The organism is Desulfocurvibacter africanus subsp. africanus DSM 2603, assembly GCF_000422545.1.
Lineage (GTDB): Bacteria > Desulfobacterota > Desulfovibrionia > Desulfovibrionales > Desulfovibrionaceae > Desulfocurvibacter > Desulfocurvibacter africanus.
Genome location: NZ_AULZ01000013.1, coordinates 95,192 through 111,105 on the forward strand (window position 1 = coordinate 95,192; position 15,914 = coordinate 111,105).

Below are 15,914 nucleotides of genomic sequence, written 5' to 3' on the forward strand. Positions count from 1 at the left end.
AGTGCATTCCACTAGCCTGTCAGCATATTCCAGGCAAGCATTTCATCCTGCCGCACGGCAACTAGCAGTTTTTTGCCCATGATGCGCTCAAGCTCCAGGGGAGAGATGCCGTCCCGAGGATCGCCGGCGCTCTTGGCCAGAAAATCTTCCGCGCCCAGGCGGTGGTTGGCCGGAAGGTCGCGCGCAGCCACGAGGCTCTTGCGCAGCTTGGCGGCCGCATTGCGCTCGCCGGCAAAGACCTGCTTTTCACCCACCAGCCGGGCCTTCTCCACGTCACGCACCATGCTCGCCAGGCTGGCGAACTCGGCGGGCTCCAGGGATGCCTGGTGGTCCGTGCCGGGTAGTCGCCTGTCCAGCGTGAAATGGCGTTCGATCACGCAAGCGCCCAATGCCGCGGCGGCCACGGATGGCCCCAGGCCCAGTTCGTGTCCCGAGTAACCCACGGGCAGGCCATAACGTCGGCGAATGAGCTCCATGACCGGCAGGGATACTTCCTCGGGTGGGCAGGGATAGGTGCTGTTGCAGTGCAAGAGGATGATCTGTTCGTGAAAACGCGTGGCATTGGCTACGGCCGCGTCGATCTCCGCCAGCACGCTCATGCCGGTGGAGATGATGAGGGGGAGCTGGAGCGCTGCTGCCTGGCGGATAAGCGGAAGGTTGATCACGTCCGCCGAGCATATCTTGAGCAGGCCCACGCCGATTCGGGTGAGCTGGTCGAGGCTTACGGGATCCCACGGCGTGGCGAAAAAGACCAGGCCCAGGCTCTCCGCCAGGGTTTTGCATTCTGCCAACTGGTCCAGCGACAACTCCAGCGCCCGGCGGTGTTCGCCATAGGTGGGGCCAAAACTATTGGGTCCGGTGTAGGGACGCGCTTGTCCAGCGCGGGTGAGCAGGGCGTCCACGTCGCGCTTCTGGAACTTTACGGCATCGGCTCCACAGCGGGCTGCGGCCATGACCAGTTCACGGGCCTTGGCAGGGTCGCCCTGGTGGTTCTGGCCGATTTCGGCCACCAGAAAGCAGGGCGCGCCGAAGCCGACACGCTTGTTCACGGGTCCGGAGCGGACCTCCAATGTAGCGGGAATTCTGTTCTGGAGCACTGGTTGCCTATGCGGGCTTGGGCTCAGGCCGTATACTGGCGCCTGGGCAGCGATGACAGACTCTTCGGGGTCGAATGCAAGAAACCAGCCGGTTCCGGGCCATCTCCGCGTATTTACGAGGAAAGCAGCCTAGGATTTTCAAATCCGGGTGCGCGGCTATTCCGCCCCGATTTTCTTTTCCGCGAAGGCCAGCATCTTTTTAGCCTCGTCAAAGCCCTCATTGATGGCCAGGGCCTTCTCCGCATATTCCTTGACCTTGGACCAACGCCTCCAGTCGGCGTACATGCGGCCGATGTTGAAAAGCAGGTATTCGTCCTGGTCCGTGAATTCCAAGGCGCGCATGTAGTACTTCTCGGCCGTGAGAAAATCCCTCATCTTGCGCAGGACGATGCCGATGCGGTTGTAGAGGTAGATGGCCTCGGGGTCCTGCTGCAGGGCTTCCTCTAGGTACGCGAAGGCCTCGGGATAGCACTCGGCGCGCAGGAAGCGATCGGCTATGTCGGCGCGCAGGGAGATGTCCGAGGCGAAATCGGCCACGAGGCGGTCGGCCGTTGACTTGGCCAGGCTTGCCTCGCCGCGGTCGAGCATGCCCTGGACCTTGAGCAGGATTTCCTGTTTGCGCTTGTCGCGGTCGGCGATGATCTCCTTGACCTTGCCCGTGGTCTCGGAGGTGAGCACATTGAGGATATCGCGCAGGGTGTTCAGGAGATCCTTTTCGCGCCCGGGCTCATAGCTGATGACCAGCGGGTAGACCTTCTTCAGCTCCTGGTCGATGCTGAGCTGATAGACGGCGCCCTCGATAAGCCTGGAGAATTCTTCCCGCTCGGCTTTCATGAGCGGGTTGCGCATGAGAATGCTGATGCCCTCGTAAAGGCTGTTCACGGCAGGCACGAGCTTGCGCTGCTTGACATTGGGCGTAACGGCGGCGACGAACGCGCGCGCTTTGGTCAGTTCGTTGGACATGGGCGTTCCTTGGTTTTTATCTTTCGCCCGCTACTTCCCCGTGGAGCTTCGGATCATGTCCCGGAACCTGGAGAAGAAATACCTGCTGTCGTGCGGACCGGGTCCGGCTTCAGGGTGGTGCTGGATGGCCAGGATGGGCTTGTGCTTGTGCTGGAAGCCTTCCAGGGTCCCGTCGTTCAAGTTCACGTGGGTTGTTTCAAGGAAATCCAAGCTGCTAACGTCCACGCAAAAACCGTGATTCTGCGAGGATATCTCTATCCTGCCCGTGGTCAGGTCCTTGACGGGATGGTTCAGGCCGTGGTGACCGAACTTGAGCTTGAAGGTCCTGCCGCCCATGGCCAGGCCCAGAAGCTGGTGACCAAGACAGATGCCGGCCACTGGATAGCGCTCGGACAAGATGCGCAGGTTTCCCACCACGTCGGGCAGGGCTGCCGGATCGCCGGGGCCGTTGGAGTAGAACAGGGCGTCGGGGGCCAGGGCGTCCACCTGCTCAGCGGTGAAGGACGCGGGCACCACGAGCAGATCCAGACCCTGGGCCGCGAGCAGGCGCAGGATGTTCCACTTGATGCCGAAGTCGAAAGCCACCACGCGTGGTCCGGTTCCGGGCCAATCGTAATGGCCATTCGTAAGCGTCACGGGCTTGGGTTCCGTGCCGGTCCAAACGTAGGGCCCCTTGGGCGTGACCTTGTCGGCCAGGTTCAGGCCTTCCATGCTAGGCAGCTCGCGGGCGCGGGCCGACAAGCGGGCCGGGTCGCTCTCCTCCGTGGAAATGATGCCCCGCTGCGCTCCATGGATGCGCAGGTGTCTGGTCAACGCGCGGGTATCGATGCCCTCGATGCCCATGACTCGGTGGCGCTTGAGGTAGCCGGGCAGAGATTCCTTGGCCCGCCAGTTGGAGGGCGTCGGGCAGCACTCCTTGACGATGAAGGCTTCCACTTGCACTCGATCGGACTCCACGTCCTCCAGATTGACTCCGTAGTTGCCGATGTGCGGGTAGGTCATGCAGACCATCTGGCCCACATAGGAGGGATCGGTGAGTACCTCCTGGTAGCCGGTCATGCCGGTGTTGAAGATGACCTCGCCGCTCGTTTCGCCGGCTCCGGTGAAAGAACGGCCCTCGAACCAGGTGCCGTCCTCAAGCGCAAGAAGGGCTCGCATCGGTTTTCTCCGTGAGTATGCGCTCGGCGTGCTGGATGTCCTCGGGACTGTCCACGCCGCAGCTGTCGAATGTGGTAAGCACTACGCGGATGGGGATGCCGGCTTCGAGCAGGCGCAGCTGCTCCAGCTTTTCCCGGCACTCCAGCGGGCTTGGCCCGAGTTCCGCGAAACGCCTGAGTGTCTCCATACGGAAGGCATACAGTCCAATATGTCCGAAATACGTGGCCTGCGCGTTGTCCCGCGGGAACGGTATGGTCGCGCGGGAGAAGTAAAGCGCGCGGCCGTCCTTGGCAATGGCCACCTTGACCTGATTGGGGCTGGCGGCCCGTTCGGCGGAAATTTCCTTGGCCAGCGTGGTCACTCGCACGGTTTCGTCGGCAAAGGGCGCCACCAGGGCCGATAGCATGGCAGGCTCCAGGGCCGGCTCGTCGCCCTGAATGTTCACCACCACGGCTTCGTCGGGTACTCCCAGAATGGTCGCGGCCTCCAGGACTCGATCCGTGCCGCTTTCATGGCTGCCCGAGGTCATGACCGCCGGGATGTCCAGTTCCGCGCAGGCCTGGGCGATGCGTTCGTCGTCCGTAGCCAGCACGACCCGCGTCAACTCGGGGCAAAGTCTGGCGCGCGTATGGACGTGCCAGAGCATGGGACGTCCGAGTATAGGCGCAAGCGGCTTGCCGGGAAAACGCGACGATGCGTAGCGCGCTGGTATGATGCCGTAGCATGGAGGTAGTTTCATAACGTGCAAACCCATGCCTTTTAGTCTGTATTGAGATACTTCGCAATACGCCCGGCCGCGAATTTCGCGCCGCCCCGGCGAGTGGATACGTACTCCTCAACCTGGGCGCGCAACAAATCCCTGGGTCTCGGTTTGTTGAGATCGGCTACCAATACACCGGCAACTTCTTCCGGAGTACGGGCCACCCGGACCAAGCCTTGGTCCATGAGGCCGGTCCCGACCCAGGCGAAATTGTCCCAGTGGGGGCCGATGACCGGAGCCACGCCCGCGGCCAGGGGCTCCAGGAAGTTCTGGCCGCCCAGAGGCACGAGGCTCCCGCCCACGAAGGCGGCGCGGGCCAGGTGATACGCCGCGTCGAGTTCTCCGAAGGCGTCCCAGAGAATGACCGTGCCCGGAGAGGCCGGCCCGCTCATGGAGCCGCGCGTCGTCCAGCGGATGCGCATGCGCGTCAGGCGTTCCTGCCAAGTCGTGATGCGCTCCATATGCCTGGGAAACAACCCCACGATCGTGCCCGGACGCGCGCGCAGCAAACCGGCGATGACGCGCTCCACCAAAGGCTCCTCCTCAGTGCGCACGGAGCCGAGCACCACGAAGGGCGCGCCGGCGCGCAGAATGGTCGCCAGGGGATTGCGGGCATAGGGCAGTTCCTGGCCAAGGCGCACGCGGTCGAACTTCATGTTGGGCATGACGGAGACGCGCTCGCGGCCGAAGAGCAGGCCGAGGCGCATGGCGTCGGTCTTGGAGATAGCCAGCGCTTCGCGCGGGCCCATGGCGCGCATGAATCCCTGGGCCGCCAGATAGCCTGCCAGGCTGCGCGGCCGCATGCGGCCGTTAACCAGCACCACCGGCACGCCCCGCTTTCGGCATGACGTGAGCAGTCCTGGCCACAACTCGGATTCAAGGAGCACCACTACCTTGGGCCGTACCTGGAACAGCGCCCGGGCCATGGTTCCGGGTTTGTCGAACGGGCAAAAGGCCGTGTAAAGCCTGCGACCCTGTTCGTCTCCATTCAATTCGGCAGCGGCTTGCTCCAGGATAGTCAAGCCCTGGGCCGTGTTGGTCGTGGCCAGGGCCGTGAACCGGGGAACCTCGTCCGCCAGTGCGCGCAGCAGCTCCGCGGCCAGGTAGGCCTCGCCGCCGGAGGCGGCCTGGATCCATAATCCGGCCTCGGGCAGGGGCTCCTGCAAGGTACGCTGTTCGTAGCCCTGACTCAGCCGCTTGTGGCGGCGCAGCAGGGGCATGGCCATGGTCCAGCCCAGGCCGTAGATGGCGCGAGCAATGCTCATGGCCAAAGGTCCTTCCATGTGCTCTCCACTCGGATCCGTCAGTTGGACCGGTCGGCTGTCAGAAAATTGTGCAGGCTAGATCTCGAACTTGCGGCCATGGGCCTCCAGCCCCAGATCCATGAGCCGCTTGATGAGCGCATCGAAGTCCAGCCCGGCCTCGTGTGCGGCCTGGGGCACGAGGCTCGTGGGAGTCATGCCCGGCAGGGTGTTCACTTCGAGGATATAGGGCTCATCGCCTTCGAGCATGAAGTCCGAGCGGCTATACCCGCGCAGCTCCATGGCTTTGTGCGCGCGCATGGACAGCTCCTGCACGCGGCGGGCGGTCCGCTCCGGGATGGGAGCGGGACAGATCTCCTTGGCGCCGCCCTGCGTGTACTTGCAGCGGTAGTCGAAAAAGGCGCAGCCGGCAGGCTGGATAAGAATGAGCGGCAACGCTTTCTCGCCCAGGATGGCGCTGGTGACTTCCTGGCCGTTCACGCCCTCTTCCAGCAGGACCGTTTCTCCTCGGCAAAAAATGCGCTCAATGGCCGGGGTCAGCTCCTCGGCATTATCCGCGCGGCACAGGTCCAGACTCGATCCGCCCATGTTCGGCTTGACGAACAGCGGGAAGCGCAGCTTCGTGCTCCAGCCCGCCTGGGGCCTGCGAGGCAGGTATTCCCAGCGCGGCGTGGGAATGCCGGCGCGGGCGAAAACCTGCTTGGCGCAGGCCTTGTTCAAGGCCAGGAAGGAAGCCTTGGGGCCCGAGCCCTGGTATGGGCAGTCCACCTGCTCCAGCATGGCCTGCACGAGCCCGTCTTCTCCGGGCGTGCCGTGCATGTTGATGAAGGCGAAGTCAGAGTCCGAGGCAAGCTCCAGGATGTCGTCGAAGCGTTCGGCGGGATCCAGGCGCGTGACCTTGCAGCCCAGCCGCAGCAGGGCTTCATGAATCTTTGCCGCGCCGGACAAAGAGACTTCACGCTCGTTGGACCAGCCTCCCGCGATCAAAAGCACACGCATTGAGATCGACCTTTAGGTATTCGTTAAGGCGTTGTTCCACTTCAATGGAATTTTCCATGGTCAGGAGAATCTTATCCCTGATGTCCTCTGTCAGGCCGTATCTTTCGGCAATGTCCTGGAAGCGCTCGGTCACGGAGACGATGACGTCGTGGCGCACGCGCTTGTCGGCATAGAGCACGGCCAGGGGCAGGAAGTAACGTTCCACGTCGGGCTCGAAGGGCCAGTGCACATGGTGGAGGACGCCGTGAGAAATGAGCGGATTGCCCGTAAGCTGCGAGGCCCAAGCAGCGCCGATCTGGCTGTGGTTGCCGCCGAAGGCGATCGTATAGGCCTTGCCCAGGTCGTGCAGCAGGGCCGAGGCGCGCACGGTCTGCACGCAGACCGCGGCCCCCAGCTCCCGGGCGCGCACGGTCAAGGCGGTGGCCACTTCCGCCACAATCTGGCTATGCCGGCGGATGTGCTCAGGCATGCCATGAATATCCCAGAAGCCGATGCACTCCGCGTCCGAGGGAGTGCGCCACTCGGGGCGGCAGCGGGAAGGAAAGGGCGAGGCCATGAAGGCTCCGGTGGTTCGTTTGCTGTAAAGGCGAGCCTGCGCTGTTGCCGCAAGCATGACATTAAGAATTAGCAGGGATGGGCGCGAAAGGCAAAGAGTGCGGTTGCTTTGGCAAGCCGGTCGCAAGCCCCTAAACTTCCCTGGCTTTCGGCCGATCAGACAAAAAGGCCGTTGAACGGTATTTCATCGGGCCGCATGCTATTACGAGGGCACGGGAGGAGTATGGCCAAGCTTCTGCGCATGAGCGACTATGCCGGTTCCGCCGGTTCCGCCGGCTCGGGAATACAGGATGACGGCGAATGTGGAACTGCCGAAACTCCGGACATGGCGATGCGCTTGCGCATGAACGACATCCTGGGTCGGGACTACGGCCGGCTGGAGGATATGGTGTACGGCATACTGCGCATCCGGGAGATCCTCGACCGTCATGTGGGGCCGAGCCCGGAATGGCAAAGGCTTCTTTTGGACCTCCTGCGCGAGTCGTGCCGAGCCAAGCGGCCCGGTCCGTTCAAACGCTCGGGCCGCGCCGGACGAGGCGGCAGGGGCCTGGTCCAGTCCCTCAGCGCCGTGCGGCGCATCCAGCACTACATAGAAGGGCGCATCGAAGAGCGTAATGCGCTGGAGCTCGGCTCGGCTGTTGTCATCCTCAAACTCATCGAGCATACTCCCGTCGCGCGCTCGCTACTGCGCGCACCCGCCTCCGAGAGCTCTTGACCCCTGGCAAAATGCGCCGCCCTCTGATATGCACCTGCCTCCGGAACAACGAATTTTGGAGGTGCGGACATGCCTTCGTTCGATATCGTCAGCCAAGTGGATCAGCAGGAATTAGATAATGCCGTGAACAACGTGCGCAAGGAAGTCGAGACCCGTTACGATTTCCGCAACGTGACCACGGTCATTGATCTGAACAAAAAAGACAAGAAGATCAGCGTGCTTACAGGCGACGAGATGAAGATCAAGGCGCTCAAGGAAATGCTCGCGGCCAACTGCGCCAAGCGCAAGGTGGATCCTAAGTTCCTGGAGTGGGGCAAGGTCGAGCCCACATCCAAGGGACAGGTCAAGGCCGAGGTCAAGATCGTTGAAGGCATTTCCAAGGACATGGCCAAGAAGATCGTCAAGCTGATCAAGGACAAGGGCCTCAAGGTGCAGCCGTCCATCCAGGATGAGCAGGTGCGTGTCACGGGCAAGAAGATCGACGATCTGCAGGAGGTCATCCAGATGCTCAAGACGACCGATCTGGATCTGCCCCTGCAGTACGTGAACATGAAGAGCTAGCCGCCAGGGCTTCCCAGGAAAGTGGCATAGCCGCCCTCCGGTTCATCTCCAGTTTGCCGCCAAGACGTGGCATTGCCATGCCTTGGTTCCGGTCCATGACGGCTATTTGCATTGACGTGACCGCGTGCTCTGCTTACTTCATTGGGGCCGGATATACATTTCATTTCAGCGCGCCACCATCAGGCGGAGGAGATCACGTCATGTGTCTTGCCGTGCCAATGGAGATCGAGGCCATCAACGAGAGTGTAGCCGACGTGCGCGTCGGTGAGGTGCGCCATCAGGTGCGCCTGGACATCATCGACGAGCAGCCCCAGGTAGGCGATTTCGTCATCGTCCATGCCGGTTTCGCCCTGCGTCGTATCGACCGCGAGGAGGGCTTGGCCACACTCAAGCTGTTCCAGGAAGGGCTGAACCTTGAACTTTCTTGATAAATTCCGCGATCCCGAGCTGTGCCGGAGGCTGCTGGATCTTATCCACAAAGAGTCCAAGGGCGTGCGCTTCATGGAAGTCTGCGGCACCCACACCGTATCTATCTTCCAGAGCGGTATCCATACTCTGCTGCCCGACAACGTGGTGCACCTGACAGGGCCGGGCTGCCCGGTCTGCGTGACTCACGACCGCGAGGTGGCGGCTTACCTGGAACTGGCCGCCCGTCCCGGCGTGACCATAGCCACCTTCGGCGATCTCATGAAAGTGCCGGGTCCCAAAGGCCGCAATCTGAAGACGGCCCAGGCCGACGGCGCCGACGTGCGCGTGGTCTACTCGCCCTTCGATTCCCTGGAACTGGCCCGCAAGCTCCCGGACCGGCAGGTGGTCTTCCTGGGTATCGGTTTCGAGACCACGGCTCCTGCCGTGGCGGCCACGCTCAAGGCCGCCCGCGAGCAAAAACTCGCCAATTTCAAGGTCCTGCCCTTCCACAAGCTCGTTCCTCCCGCCTTGCGCGGTCTGCTGAGTGACCCGGAAATGCGCATCGAGGGCTTCATCCTGCCCGGACACGTTTCGGCGGTCATCGGCCTCGACCCCTACAAGTTCTTGGGTGACGATTGCGGCCTGCCCGCGGCCATCACGGGTTTCGAGCCCCTGGATCTGCTTCAGGCCCTGTTGTTCCTGGTGCGTCAAAAGAACACCGGCGGCCACGAAGTGGTCAACCAGTACCGCCGCGTGGTTGCCGACGCCGGCAATCCCAAGGCCATGCAGGTCATGTACGAGGTCTTCGAACCGGCCGATGCCCTATGGCGTGGCATCGGGACCATTCCGGGCAGCGGCTTGGCTATTCGCGAGGAATACGCCGAGCACGACGCCTTCCGCGCCCTGGACCTCACCTTGCCCGAAGTGCCACCCCTGCCGGGCTGCCGTTGCGGCGAAGTGCTCAAGGGCAAGATGCGGCCCGATCAGTGCCCTCTGTTCAAGAAGGCCTGCACCCCGGCCACGCCCGTGGGGCCGTGCATGGTCTCCACCGAGGGCAGTTGCGCGGCGTATTTCAAGTACCAGCTCGATGCGTAGCCGTCGGCTTGTCAGGAATTAAGATGCCTCCGGCGGCTGGGGGAGTAACGACTCCCCCAGACCCCCCGCATTGTGTGAGCGAACTCTCCGCCGAAGCGGCGGAGAGTTCGCTCACACACGGGGAGGGACAAGCTCGCCATGCTTAGGCCGAATATGCCCCGAGCCGGCCGGTTCCTCCGGCCGGCTCGAATACGGGGTCCAGGGGGCCATGCTCCCTGGTGGGTGGGGTCTGGGGAGGGCAAAGCCCTCCCCAGGTTCGTTAACGCCGGACCAGACCAGGGTGACACATGAACGACGCCAAGGTTCTTCTTGATTATGGCAGCGGCGGCCGGGCTTCGCACCGGCTCATAGGCGAACTGCTCCTGAGTCACTTCCGGAGTCCGGAACTGGCCCGGCTCAACGACGCGGCCGTGCTGGACCTGCGCGGCCCCGTGGCCGTGAGCACGGACAGCTTTACTGTGGATCCCATCTTCTTTCCTGGCGGCGATATCGGCTCTCTGGCCGTGCATGGCACAGTCAACGACGTGGCCATGCTCGGCGCACGGCCGCTTTATCTGACCTGCGCGCTCATCCTGGAAGAGGGCCTGCCCATGGCCGACCTGGAGCGCATCGTGGCCTCCCTGGGCCAGGCTGCAGATGCGGCTGGCGTGGCCGTGGTCACGGGTGATACCAAGGTCATGCCGCGCGGTCAGGCCGACAAGATTTTTATCAATACCACAGGCATAGGCCAGATCATGGTCGAAACTCCGCCCTCTGGCGATCGCGCCCGTCCCGGCGATGCGATCCTGGTCAGCGGCAGCATGGGCGACCACGGGTTGACCATCCTGTCCCAGCGCGAGGGGCTGGCCTTCGATGCGCCGGTGGAGAGCGACTCGGCTTGTCTGAGCCATCTTATCCTCAAGCTTCTTGAGGCCCTGCCCGACATTCACGTGCTGCGCGACCCAACGCGCGGAGGCTTGGCCACGACGCTCAACGAGATCGCCGGTCAATCGCGCGCGGGTTGCCTCATCGAGGAATCCAGCCTGCCCGTGAAACAGGCCGTGAAGGCCGGGTGCTCTTTCCTGGGCTTGGACCCGCTCTACCTGGCCAATGAGGGCAAGTTCATCTGCATCCTGCCCGAAGCCCAGGCCGATGCCGCGCTGTCCATCCTGCGCGCCGACCCGCTGGGCAAGGATGCCGCGCGCATCGGCACGGTCACGGCCGAGAATCCCGGCAAGGTCGTCATGCGCACGCCTCTTGGCGGCCACCGGATGCTGTCCATGCTGGAAGGCGAGCAATTGCCCAGGATCTGCTGACCTGGCATTGCATGAAAGAAAAGGCCCCGCCGGATCGACTCCGGCGGGGCCTTGAACGTTGTGTGCTTATCTTTACGCCGGGATGCCGAAGCGCTCGGCAATGAGTTCCTTGGAACGTGTGGCAAGTTCGTTGATCTGCGGCTTGGTGATCTGGTCGTCCGCGCCTACGGCCTCGCCCTTGTGGCGCAGCTTGTCCGATATCAGCGAGGAGAAGAGCACCACGGGCAGCCTGCGCAGCTCCGGGTCCTCCTTGATGCGTTTGGTGAGGGAATGGCCGTCCATGCTGGGCATCTCGATGTCCGAGATGACGATCTGGATGAATTCAGGCAGGTCGCGACCCTCGCGGTCCGCACGTTCCTTGTAGCCCTGCAGGCGATCCCAGCCTTCTCGTCCGTTTTCGGCGGTCTCGACGCTGAAGTTGGCGCCCTCCAGCAGTGACTTGAGCATATTGCGAATGAGCGCCGAATCGTCCACGACCATAGCCCGGTAGCGCGCGCCTTCGCCTTTCCGCGATTCGGCATTCAGGCGCATGCGCATGCCCGGATTGATCTCGGCCACGATTTTTTCCAGATCCAGGATGAAGATGATGCGGCCGTCGATCTTGACCACGCCGGTGATGGAGTCGCTGGAAAATGAGGAGACATAGCGGTTTGGCGGTTCCACGGACTCCCAGCTCATGCGGTGAATGCGCGTGACGCCCGAAACGAGGAAGCCGGTGGTCACGGCGTTGAACTCCGTGACGATGACCTTGGGCTCCAGGGGCTCGGTGCGGGTCTTGTCGAGCCATATGGCCAGGTCGACCAGCGGGATGATACGCGAGCGCTGGTTGAAGGCGCCCAGAATGGACGAATGCGTAACCTGCGGCACCTCGGTGATGGTGGGCTGGCGGATGATCTCCAGGACCTTGGCCACGTTGACGCCGTAGTAGCCTTTGTAGGACTGGCCGTCCGGAGTCTGCTCGTCGATGTAGAACTCGACGATCTCAAGCTCGTTGGTGCCGGCTTCAAGAAGAATATTATGCTGGGCCATGGAATGCCTCTGGTGGAGCTACTAAAGTGAATGATACTTACGTCTGATTCTTGAATGACGCAGTCGGTTGCGTCAATCCTTTTCTATCGTCACTAGTCCAGCACTCCACGCTCATACGAGCGGGCAGGCTTCAATCCGTTCGATATCCCGTACAATGTGCTCCAGCTCCTCCCAGGAGGAACACATCACCAGACGCTGGCGCAACTCCTTGCAACCATCGATGTGGCGTACGTAGCGCGGCACGATGGTGCGCATCTTGAGCAGCTCGCGCGAAGGCAGGCCATGCTCGTGAATGAGCTGCACGTGGCGGCGGATGATCCAGGCCAGGCTCGGCACGGAAGCCTGGCCTCCGTTGAGCGCTGCTTGCAGGCGCATGAACACGGCGGGGTCGCGCAGAGCGCCGCGGGCAAACATGACCCCGCTGGCCCCGGTCTCCTGCAAACAACGCACGGCGTCCTCGGCCGTGAACAGATCGCCGCTGGCCAACACCGGGATGGACACGCTTTGGCGCAGACGGGCAACCGCAGCCCAATCCGCCTGGCCGGAGAAGCCTTGCTGCGCATAGCGCGGGTGCAGGGTCAGCCAACCGACGCCCGCCTGCTCCAGGGCCTTGGCGACCTCCAGGTAGTTCTCCCCGGAAGGATTCCAGCCCAGGCGCATCTTCACGCCCACGCGAAACGGACTCGCGCGCTCGACCATGGCCTTGGCTACGGCCAGGAGCAGGTCAGGGTCCTTCATGAGTGCCGCGCCGCTGCCCGTCTTGACCACCTTTGGCACGGAGCAGCCGCAGTTGAGGTCGAACCAGGTGAAGCCACGCGCCAGCAGCATATCCGTGGCCTGGCCCATAAACTTGGGCTCGGAGCCGAAGAGCTGCGCGACCAGGGGCGAGTCAGCGGAATCGGTAGCCAGGATTGGCTGGGTGTTACGGCTGTCGTAGACCAGACCCCTGGCGCTGATCATCTCGGTCACGGTGACAGCGGCGCCCAGTTCGCGGCAGAGCAGGCGGAAGGGCAGGTCCGAAAAGCCGGCCAGGGGCGCGAGCCACGGCGCATTGGGAGCGAAAGGCAATTGGTGCATCATTGGTTCTCTACTCAAATCCGACGGCCATAGGTAATGGGCGTGTCGGCGTCCAGGAGTGCGGCTAAACCCGTGAGGCCGCTTAACCGGAATACGCCCAGGAAGTCGGCAGGCACATGCTGCGCCAGGGCTTCGGCGCAGGCCTGCAGGGACGAGGACAAAGCCTGTGCGGCCTTAGGCGCGGCTAGCCCGATGCGGAAGCCGGCTTGCGGGTGTTTGCGCAGCAAACGCAGTTCGCCCTGTCCGAGACCGGGGCAATCAAAGCTCAGCCGCGTTTCGCGCATGGCGCTGGGATAATCAAGAGGCTCGGTTGCGGTAGAGGTCAACAACTCGCACTGGCGGAAACCCGGCAGGAGCCAGGGGCGGTAGGCAAAGCGCAGGGTTTGCCCATCAGAGGCTTCCGGTAGGGCGGCGCCGTGCGGCGCGACGTGCGCGCTCGCCAAATGAACGTCCAAGGCCGTCTCTAGTTCCAGCACGCCGAGATATGCTTCCAACAGGCTCATGTCGGCTTGCAGCATTTCGTTGAAACAGGCTTGGCGTCCATGGGCAGACACAGCCAATAATGCATCTGGCCAGTCTGGCAAGCCGCACAACAATGCCTCGAAGCGGTCTCGCGTGGCGCGAAAGGTGGGTACGAGCCGGCTTAGCGCGACACCGGCTGCGGAGTCACCGCGCAGCTCGCGCAGAATAATGTCCGGTTCCAGCGCGTCGATGCGCAGGATCAGGATTTCGCCCGTGGCCACGTTCCGGCCCACGTTGGCCAGGAGTTCATGGCCGTCGATGCGCAACCAGGAAAAATTGGCGAGATGGGGCAAAGCCGCCTGGCCGGTTTGGTTCGGCTCTGTGCGCAGGGCCACGCCCCGCACGATTTGACCCACGCGGTGACTGCGCCGGAAGTCCGTGGCGCGGTCGCCGCCGGAGAAACCCTGGCCAGGCCGGCCACCGCCGCCATCGCCAGTCACGCGCACGGTTTGATCCGCTCAGGATTTGGCTTGGCCGATGATGAGTTCCACCTCGTCCACGCTCAGCCCGGTGGAGCGAGCCAGTTCCGAGGCGGACTTGCCGCTACGCCAGCCGGTCAGGATGACCTCGCGCAGGAACTGAGGCGAACGGGAGTACTGCTCGGCCTGTTTGATGATGCGCCGCAGGTCCTTGGCCCGTTCCTCGATTTTGGCGTCCAGGTCGATCAGTTCGGCTTGGCGATGCTGGAATGTGGATACGAGTTCCTGCTCAAGCTGGGCGTTGAAGCGCAACTTGTTGAGCAGGTCATCCTGCTTGCTCTGTAGTTGGGAAAGAATGGCCTCGGACTGCTTGAGGCGCATGAAAAAGAAGATGACCACGCCAAGCAGCATGACTTCTGTTACGCTCAAGGCCAATAACAGCCAGTTGGATAGGGACATGACTTGGAGGGGATCCTTGCTGTTGCGCGTTCAAATTTCGAGATTGATGATGTTGCCGGCCCAGGGAGAGGACGCCGAAGGAGCCTGTTCCTGGTCACCCTCTCCGCCGTCGCGCTTCCTGCCGTCCGAAAGGTCGAGGCTGCGTTTTTCGTTGGGGTTACTGTCCTTGTGTACCTGGGCGGAAGACTCCTTCTTCTGGACCTTCTCGATCATCCTGTTCTGACGCTTGTGCAACTCGGCCACATGCTGAGCAAGAACGGCCTGTTGCGCGTCCGGATGAGACGCGGTCGCGCTCTGCACTTTTGACACATGCGGCATCTGGGCGATGAGCGTCGAGAGATCCAAGGGAGTCGGCATGTCATTGGACCAGGTACTTTTCTACATAGATGGTATCCAACTGGTCGTTGCCCAAATACTGGTTGAGCACCGACACGAGGTCCGCCTTAAGAGCCTCTATGTTTTTCGTATCGGCCAGAAATTCAAAATCTTTATTCTTGAGATAGTAATAGATGGCGTCACGCAGGAGCAGCGCCTTGATTTTGACCTCATTCTCCAGAGCGGGGCTCAAGGAAGTGAAGGCGAACTTGAGATGAAGGAAGTGCACCTGGCCTTTGGCATCCACCTTCTCGACCCAGAAGGGCTCCAGGCCCAAGACGAACTCCTGGACCTCGGACTCCGTGGGTGGGGGTGGGGGCGCGGGTTCCTCGACCTCCTCTTCGGGCACGGGCTTGACCTCAACCTGTGCCACTTCCTTGAGTTCAATCACCGGGAGGATGAATTTGACCGTGGTCAAGGTGAGCAGCGCCAGCAGAAGCAAGGCCAAGAGCAGCCAGCGCAGCTTCTTGTCCTTGAGCAGCTTGATGAGAGCATTTTCCGGCTTTGGCGCCGCAATGGTCAGTTCCTCGGCCTGGGCTTCGGCAAAGAACTCCTGCGGCGCTTCCTCTTCCTCGGGTTCATCGAGAAAGGGCGCGTCATCCAGATCGAGTTCGACCTTCTGATTGGACCGCGCCTGGTCCTGGCCCTGAATACTGCTTGGATCCAGCATGGCCTTGGGCTTGCTGGTATCGGTCTTATCCGGGGAGGTGCTGGCGTCTGCTGCCAGAAGGATGGGCATCATGGTTGTCGGTTCCAGTCCGCCACGAGTTTCGCGTCAGCTCTAGGCGAAGATTTTGGCAATCTTCTGCTCGAGTATGTCGGCAGTGAACGGCTTGATGACGTAGTTGGAGACCTTGGCCTGAACCGCCTCGATGATGTTTTCCTGCTGGGCCTCGGCCGTGACCATGAGAAAAGGCATATTCTGGTAGTCCTTGCTCTGGCGAACCTTGCGCAGCAACTCGATGCCGGTCATTTTGGGCATGTTCCAGTCGGCGACGATGAAATCGATGGGCTGCTTTCCCAAGATTTCCCAGGCCATGACTCCATCCTCCGCCTCGACGATGTTCTGGAAGCCGAGCTGACGCAGGATATCCTTCATGATTCGGCGCATGGTGGGGAAGTCGTCCACAACGAGCACCTGCATATTTACATCATAGGCCATTTG

At 62.2% G+C, this 15,914-nt stretch carries 19 protein-coding genes; 5 read left to right on the plus strand and 14 right to left on the minus strand.

Annotated elements, in window-relative coordinates; genetic code table 11:
* Positions 1 to 11: 11 nt before the first annotated feature.
* The 7 genes from H585_RS0110320 to H585_RS0110350 all read right to left on the minus strand — a co-directional run bounded on the left by H585_RS0110320 (position 12) and on the right by H585_RS0110350 (position 6,795).
* Entirely contained in the window at positions 12 to 1,097 is a 1,086-nt protein-coding gene (locus H585_RS0110320) for an N-acetylneuraminate synthase family protein (RefSeq protein ID WP_027367764.1), read from the minus strand.
* A 156-nt stretch (positions 1,098 to 1,253) separates the two neighbouring features.
* Positions 1,254 to 2,060: a tetratricopeptide repeat protein gene (locus H585_RS0110325; RefSeq protein ID WP_014258368.1), complete on the minus strand. Its 807-nt coding sequence runs from the start codon at positions 2,058 to 2,060 to the stop codon at positions 1,254 to 1,256.
* Positions 2,061 to 2,090: 30 nt separating this feature from the next.
* A complete protein-coding gene (carA, locus tag H585_RS0110330; protein WP_027367765.1) occupies positions 2,091 to 3,218 on the minus strand; it encodes a glutamine-hydrolyzing carbamoyl-phosphate synthase small subunit in 1,128 nt (375 codons plus the stop codon).
* A complete protein-coding gene (kdsB, locus tag H585_RS0110335; protein ID WP_027367766.1) occupies positions 3,196 to 3,957 on the minus strand; it encodes a 3-deoxy-manno-octulosonate cytidylyltransferase in 762 nt (253 codons plus the stop codon). The genes carA and kdsB overlap by 23 nt, the downstream gene beginning before the upstream one ends.
* Before the next feature lie 20 nt (positions 3,958 to 3,977).
* Positions 3,978 to 5,261, minus strand: a complete 1,284-nt coding sequence (locus H585_RS0110340) for a 3-deoxy-D-manno-octulosonic acid transferase (RefSeq protein WP_027367767.1) — start codon at positions 5,259 to 5,261, stop codon at positions 3,978 to 3,980.
* 57 nt (positions 5,262 to 5,318) lie between these two features.
* Positions 5,319 to 6,239, minus strand: coding sequence for a D-alanine--D-alanine ligase family protein (locus H585_RS0110345; protein ID WP_027367768.1), 921 nt, complete (start codon positions 6,237 to 6,239; stop codon positions 5,319 to 5,321).
* Positions 6,196 to 6,795: an HDIG domain-containing metalloprotein gene (locus tag H585_RS0110350; protein WP_027367769.1), complete on the minus strand. Its 600-nt coding sequence runs from the start codon at positions 6,793 to 6,795 to the stop codon at positions 6,196 to 6,198. Before H585_RS0110350 ends, H585_RS0110345 begins: the two co-directional genes overlap by 44 nt.
* 222 nt (positions 6,796 to 7,017) lie before the next feature.
* Here H585_RS0110350 and H585_RS0110355 point away from each other — a divergent pair, with 222 nt between their 5' ends.
* The 5 genes from H585_RS0110355 to hypE all read left to right on the plus strand — a co-directional run bounded on the left by H585_RS0110355 (position 7,018) and on the right by hypE (position 10,868).
* Positions 7,018 to 7,509 carry a hypothetical protein gene (locus H585_RS0110355; RefSeq protein WP_005985125.1) on the plus strand — a complete coding sequence of 164 codons (492 nt, stop codon included), beginning with the start codon at positions 7,018 to 7,020 and terminating at the stop codon, positions 7,507 to 7,509.
* Between the two features lie 69 nt (positions 7,510 to 7,578).
* On the plus strand, positions 7,579 to 8,070 hold the full coding sequence (locus tag H585_RS0110360; protein ID WP_005985127.1) for a YajQ family cyclic di-GMP-binding protein: 492 nt from the start codon (positions 7,579 to 7,581) through the stop codon (positions 8,068 to 8,070).
* Positions 8,071 to 8,270: 200 nt separating this feature from the next.
* Complete coding sequence (locus H585_RS0110365) at positions 8,271 to 8,498, plus strand: HypC/HybG/HupF family hydrogenase formation chaperone (protein ID WP_005985128.1); 228 nt, start codon at positions 8,271 to 8,273, stop codon at positions 8,496 to 8,498.
* Positions 8,485 to 9,573 carry a hydrogenase formation protein HypD gene (gene hypD / locus H585_RS0110370; RefSeq protein WP_027367770.1) on the plus strand — a complete coding sequence of 363 codons (1,089 nt, stop codon included), beginning with the start codon at positions 8,485 to 8,487 and terminating at the stop codon, positions 9,571 to 9,573. Before H585_RS0110365 ends, hypD begins: the two co-directional genes overlap by 14 nt.
* Positions 9,574 to 9,860: 287 nt before the next feature.
* Positions 9,861 to 10,868, plus strand: coding sequence for a hydrogenase expression/formation protein HypE (gene hypE, locus H585_RS0110375; RefSeq protein WP_027367771.1), 1,008 nt, complete (start codon positions 9,861 to 9,863; stop codon positions 10,866 to 10,868).
* A gap of 72 nt (positions 10,869 to 10,940) precedes the next feature.
* Here the strand turns inward: hypE and H585_RS0110380 are convergent, their stop codons facing one another.
* The 7 genes from H585_RS0110380 to H585_RS0110410 all read right to left on the minus strand — a co-directional run bounded on the left by H585_RS0110380 (position 10,941) and on the right by H585_RS0110410 (position 15,911).
* Positions 10,941 to 11,897: a chemotaxis protein gene (locus H585_RS0110380; RefSeq protein ID WP_027367772.1), complete on the minus strand. Its 957-nt coding sequence runs from the start codon at positions 11,895 to 11,897 to the stop codon at positions 10,941 to 10,943.
* A 111-nt stretch (positions 11,898 to 12,008) separates the two neighbouring features.
* The gene (locus H585_RS0110385) at positions 12,009 to 12,977 is read right to left on the minus strand and encodes a tRNA dihydrouridine synthase (RefSeq protein ID WP_027367773.1); all 969 of its coding nucleotides are present in this window, start codon (positions 12,975 to 12,977) and stop codon (positions 12,009 to 12,011) included.
* 11 nt (positions 12,978 to 12,988) lie between these two features.
* Positions 12,989 to 13,942, minus strand: coding sequence for a hypothetical protein (locus tag H585_RS0110390; protein ID WP_027367774.1), 954 nt, complete (start codon positions 13,940 to 13,942; stop codon positions 12,989 to 12,991).
* Positions 13,943 to 13,954: 12 nt separating this feature from the next.
* Positions 13,955 to 14,374, minus strand: a complete 420-nt coding sequence (locus H585_RS0110395) for a hypothetical protein (RefSeq protein WP_005985142.1) — start codon at positions 14,372 to 14,374, stop codon at positions 13,955 to 13,957.
* A 30-nt stretch (positions 14,375 to 14,404) separates the two neighbouring features.
* Positions 14,405 to 14,731 carry a hypothetical protein gene (locus H585_RS0110400; RefSeq protein WP_014258357.1) on the minus strand — a complete coding sequence of 109 codons (327 nt, stop codon included), beginning with the start codon at positions 14,729 to 14,731 and terminating at the stop codon, positions 14,405 to 14,407.
* Between the two features lies 1 nt (position 14,732).
* Entirely contained in the window at positions 14,733 to 15,491 is a 759-nt protein-coding gene (locus H585_RS0110405; RefSeq protein WP_027367775.1) for a flagellar basal body-associated FliL family protein, read from the minus strand.
* A 39-nt stretch (positions 15,492 to 15,530) separates the two neighbouring features.
* Positions 15,531 to 15,911, minus strand: a complete 381-nt coding sequence (locus H585_RS0110410; protein ID WP_014258355.1) for a response regulator — start codon at positions 15,909 to 15,911, stop codon at positions 15,531 to 15,533.
* Positions 15,912 to 15,914: the final 3 nt, after the last annotated feature.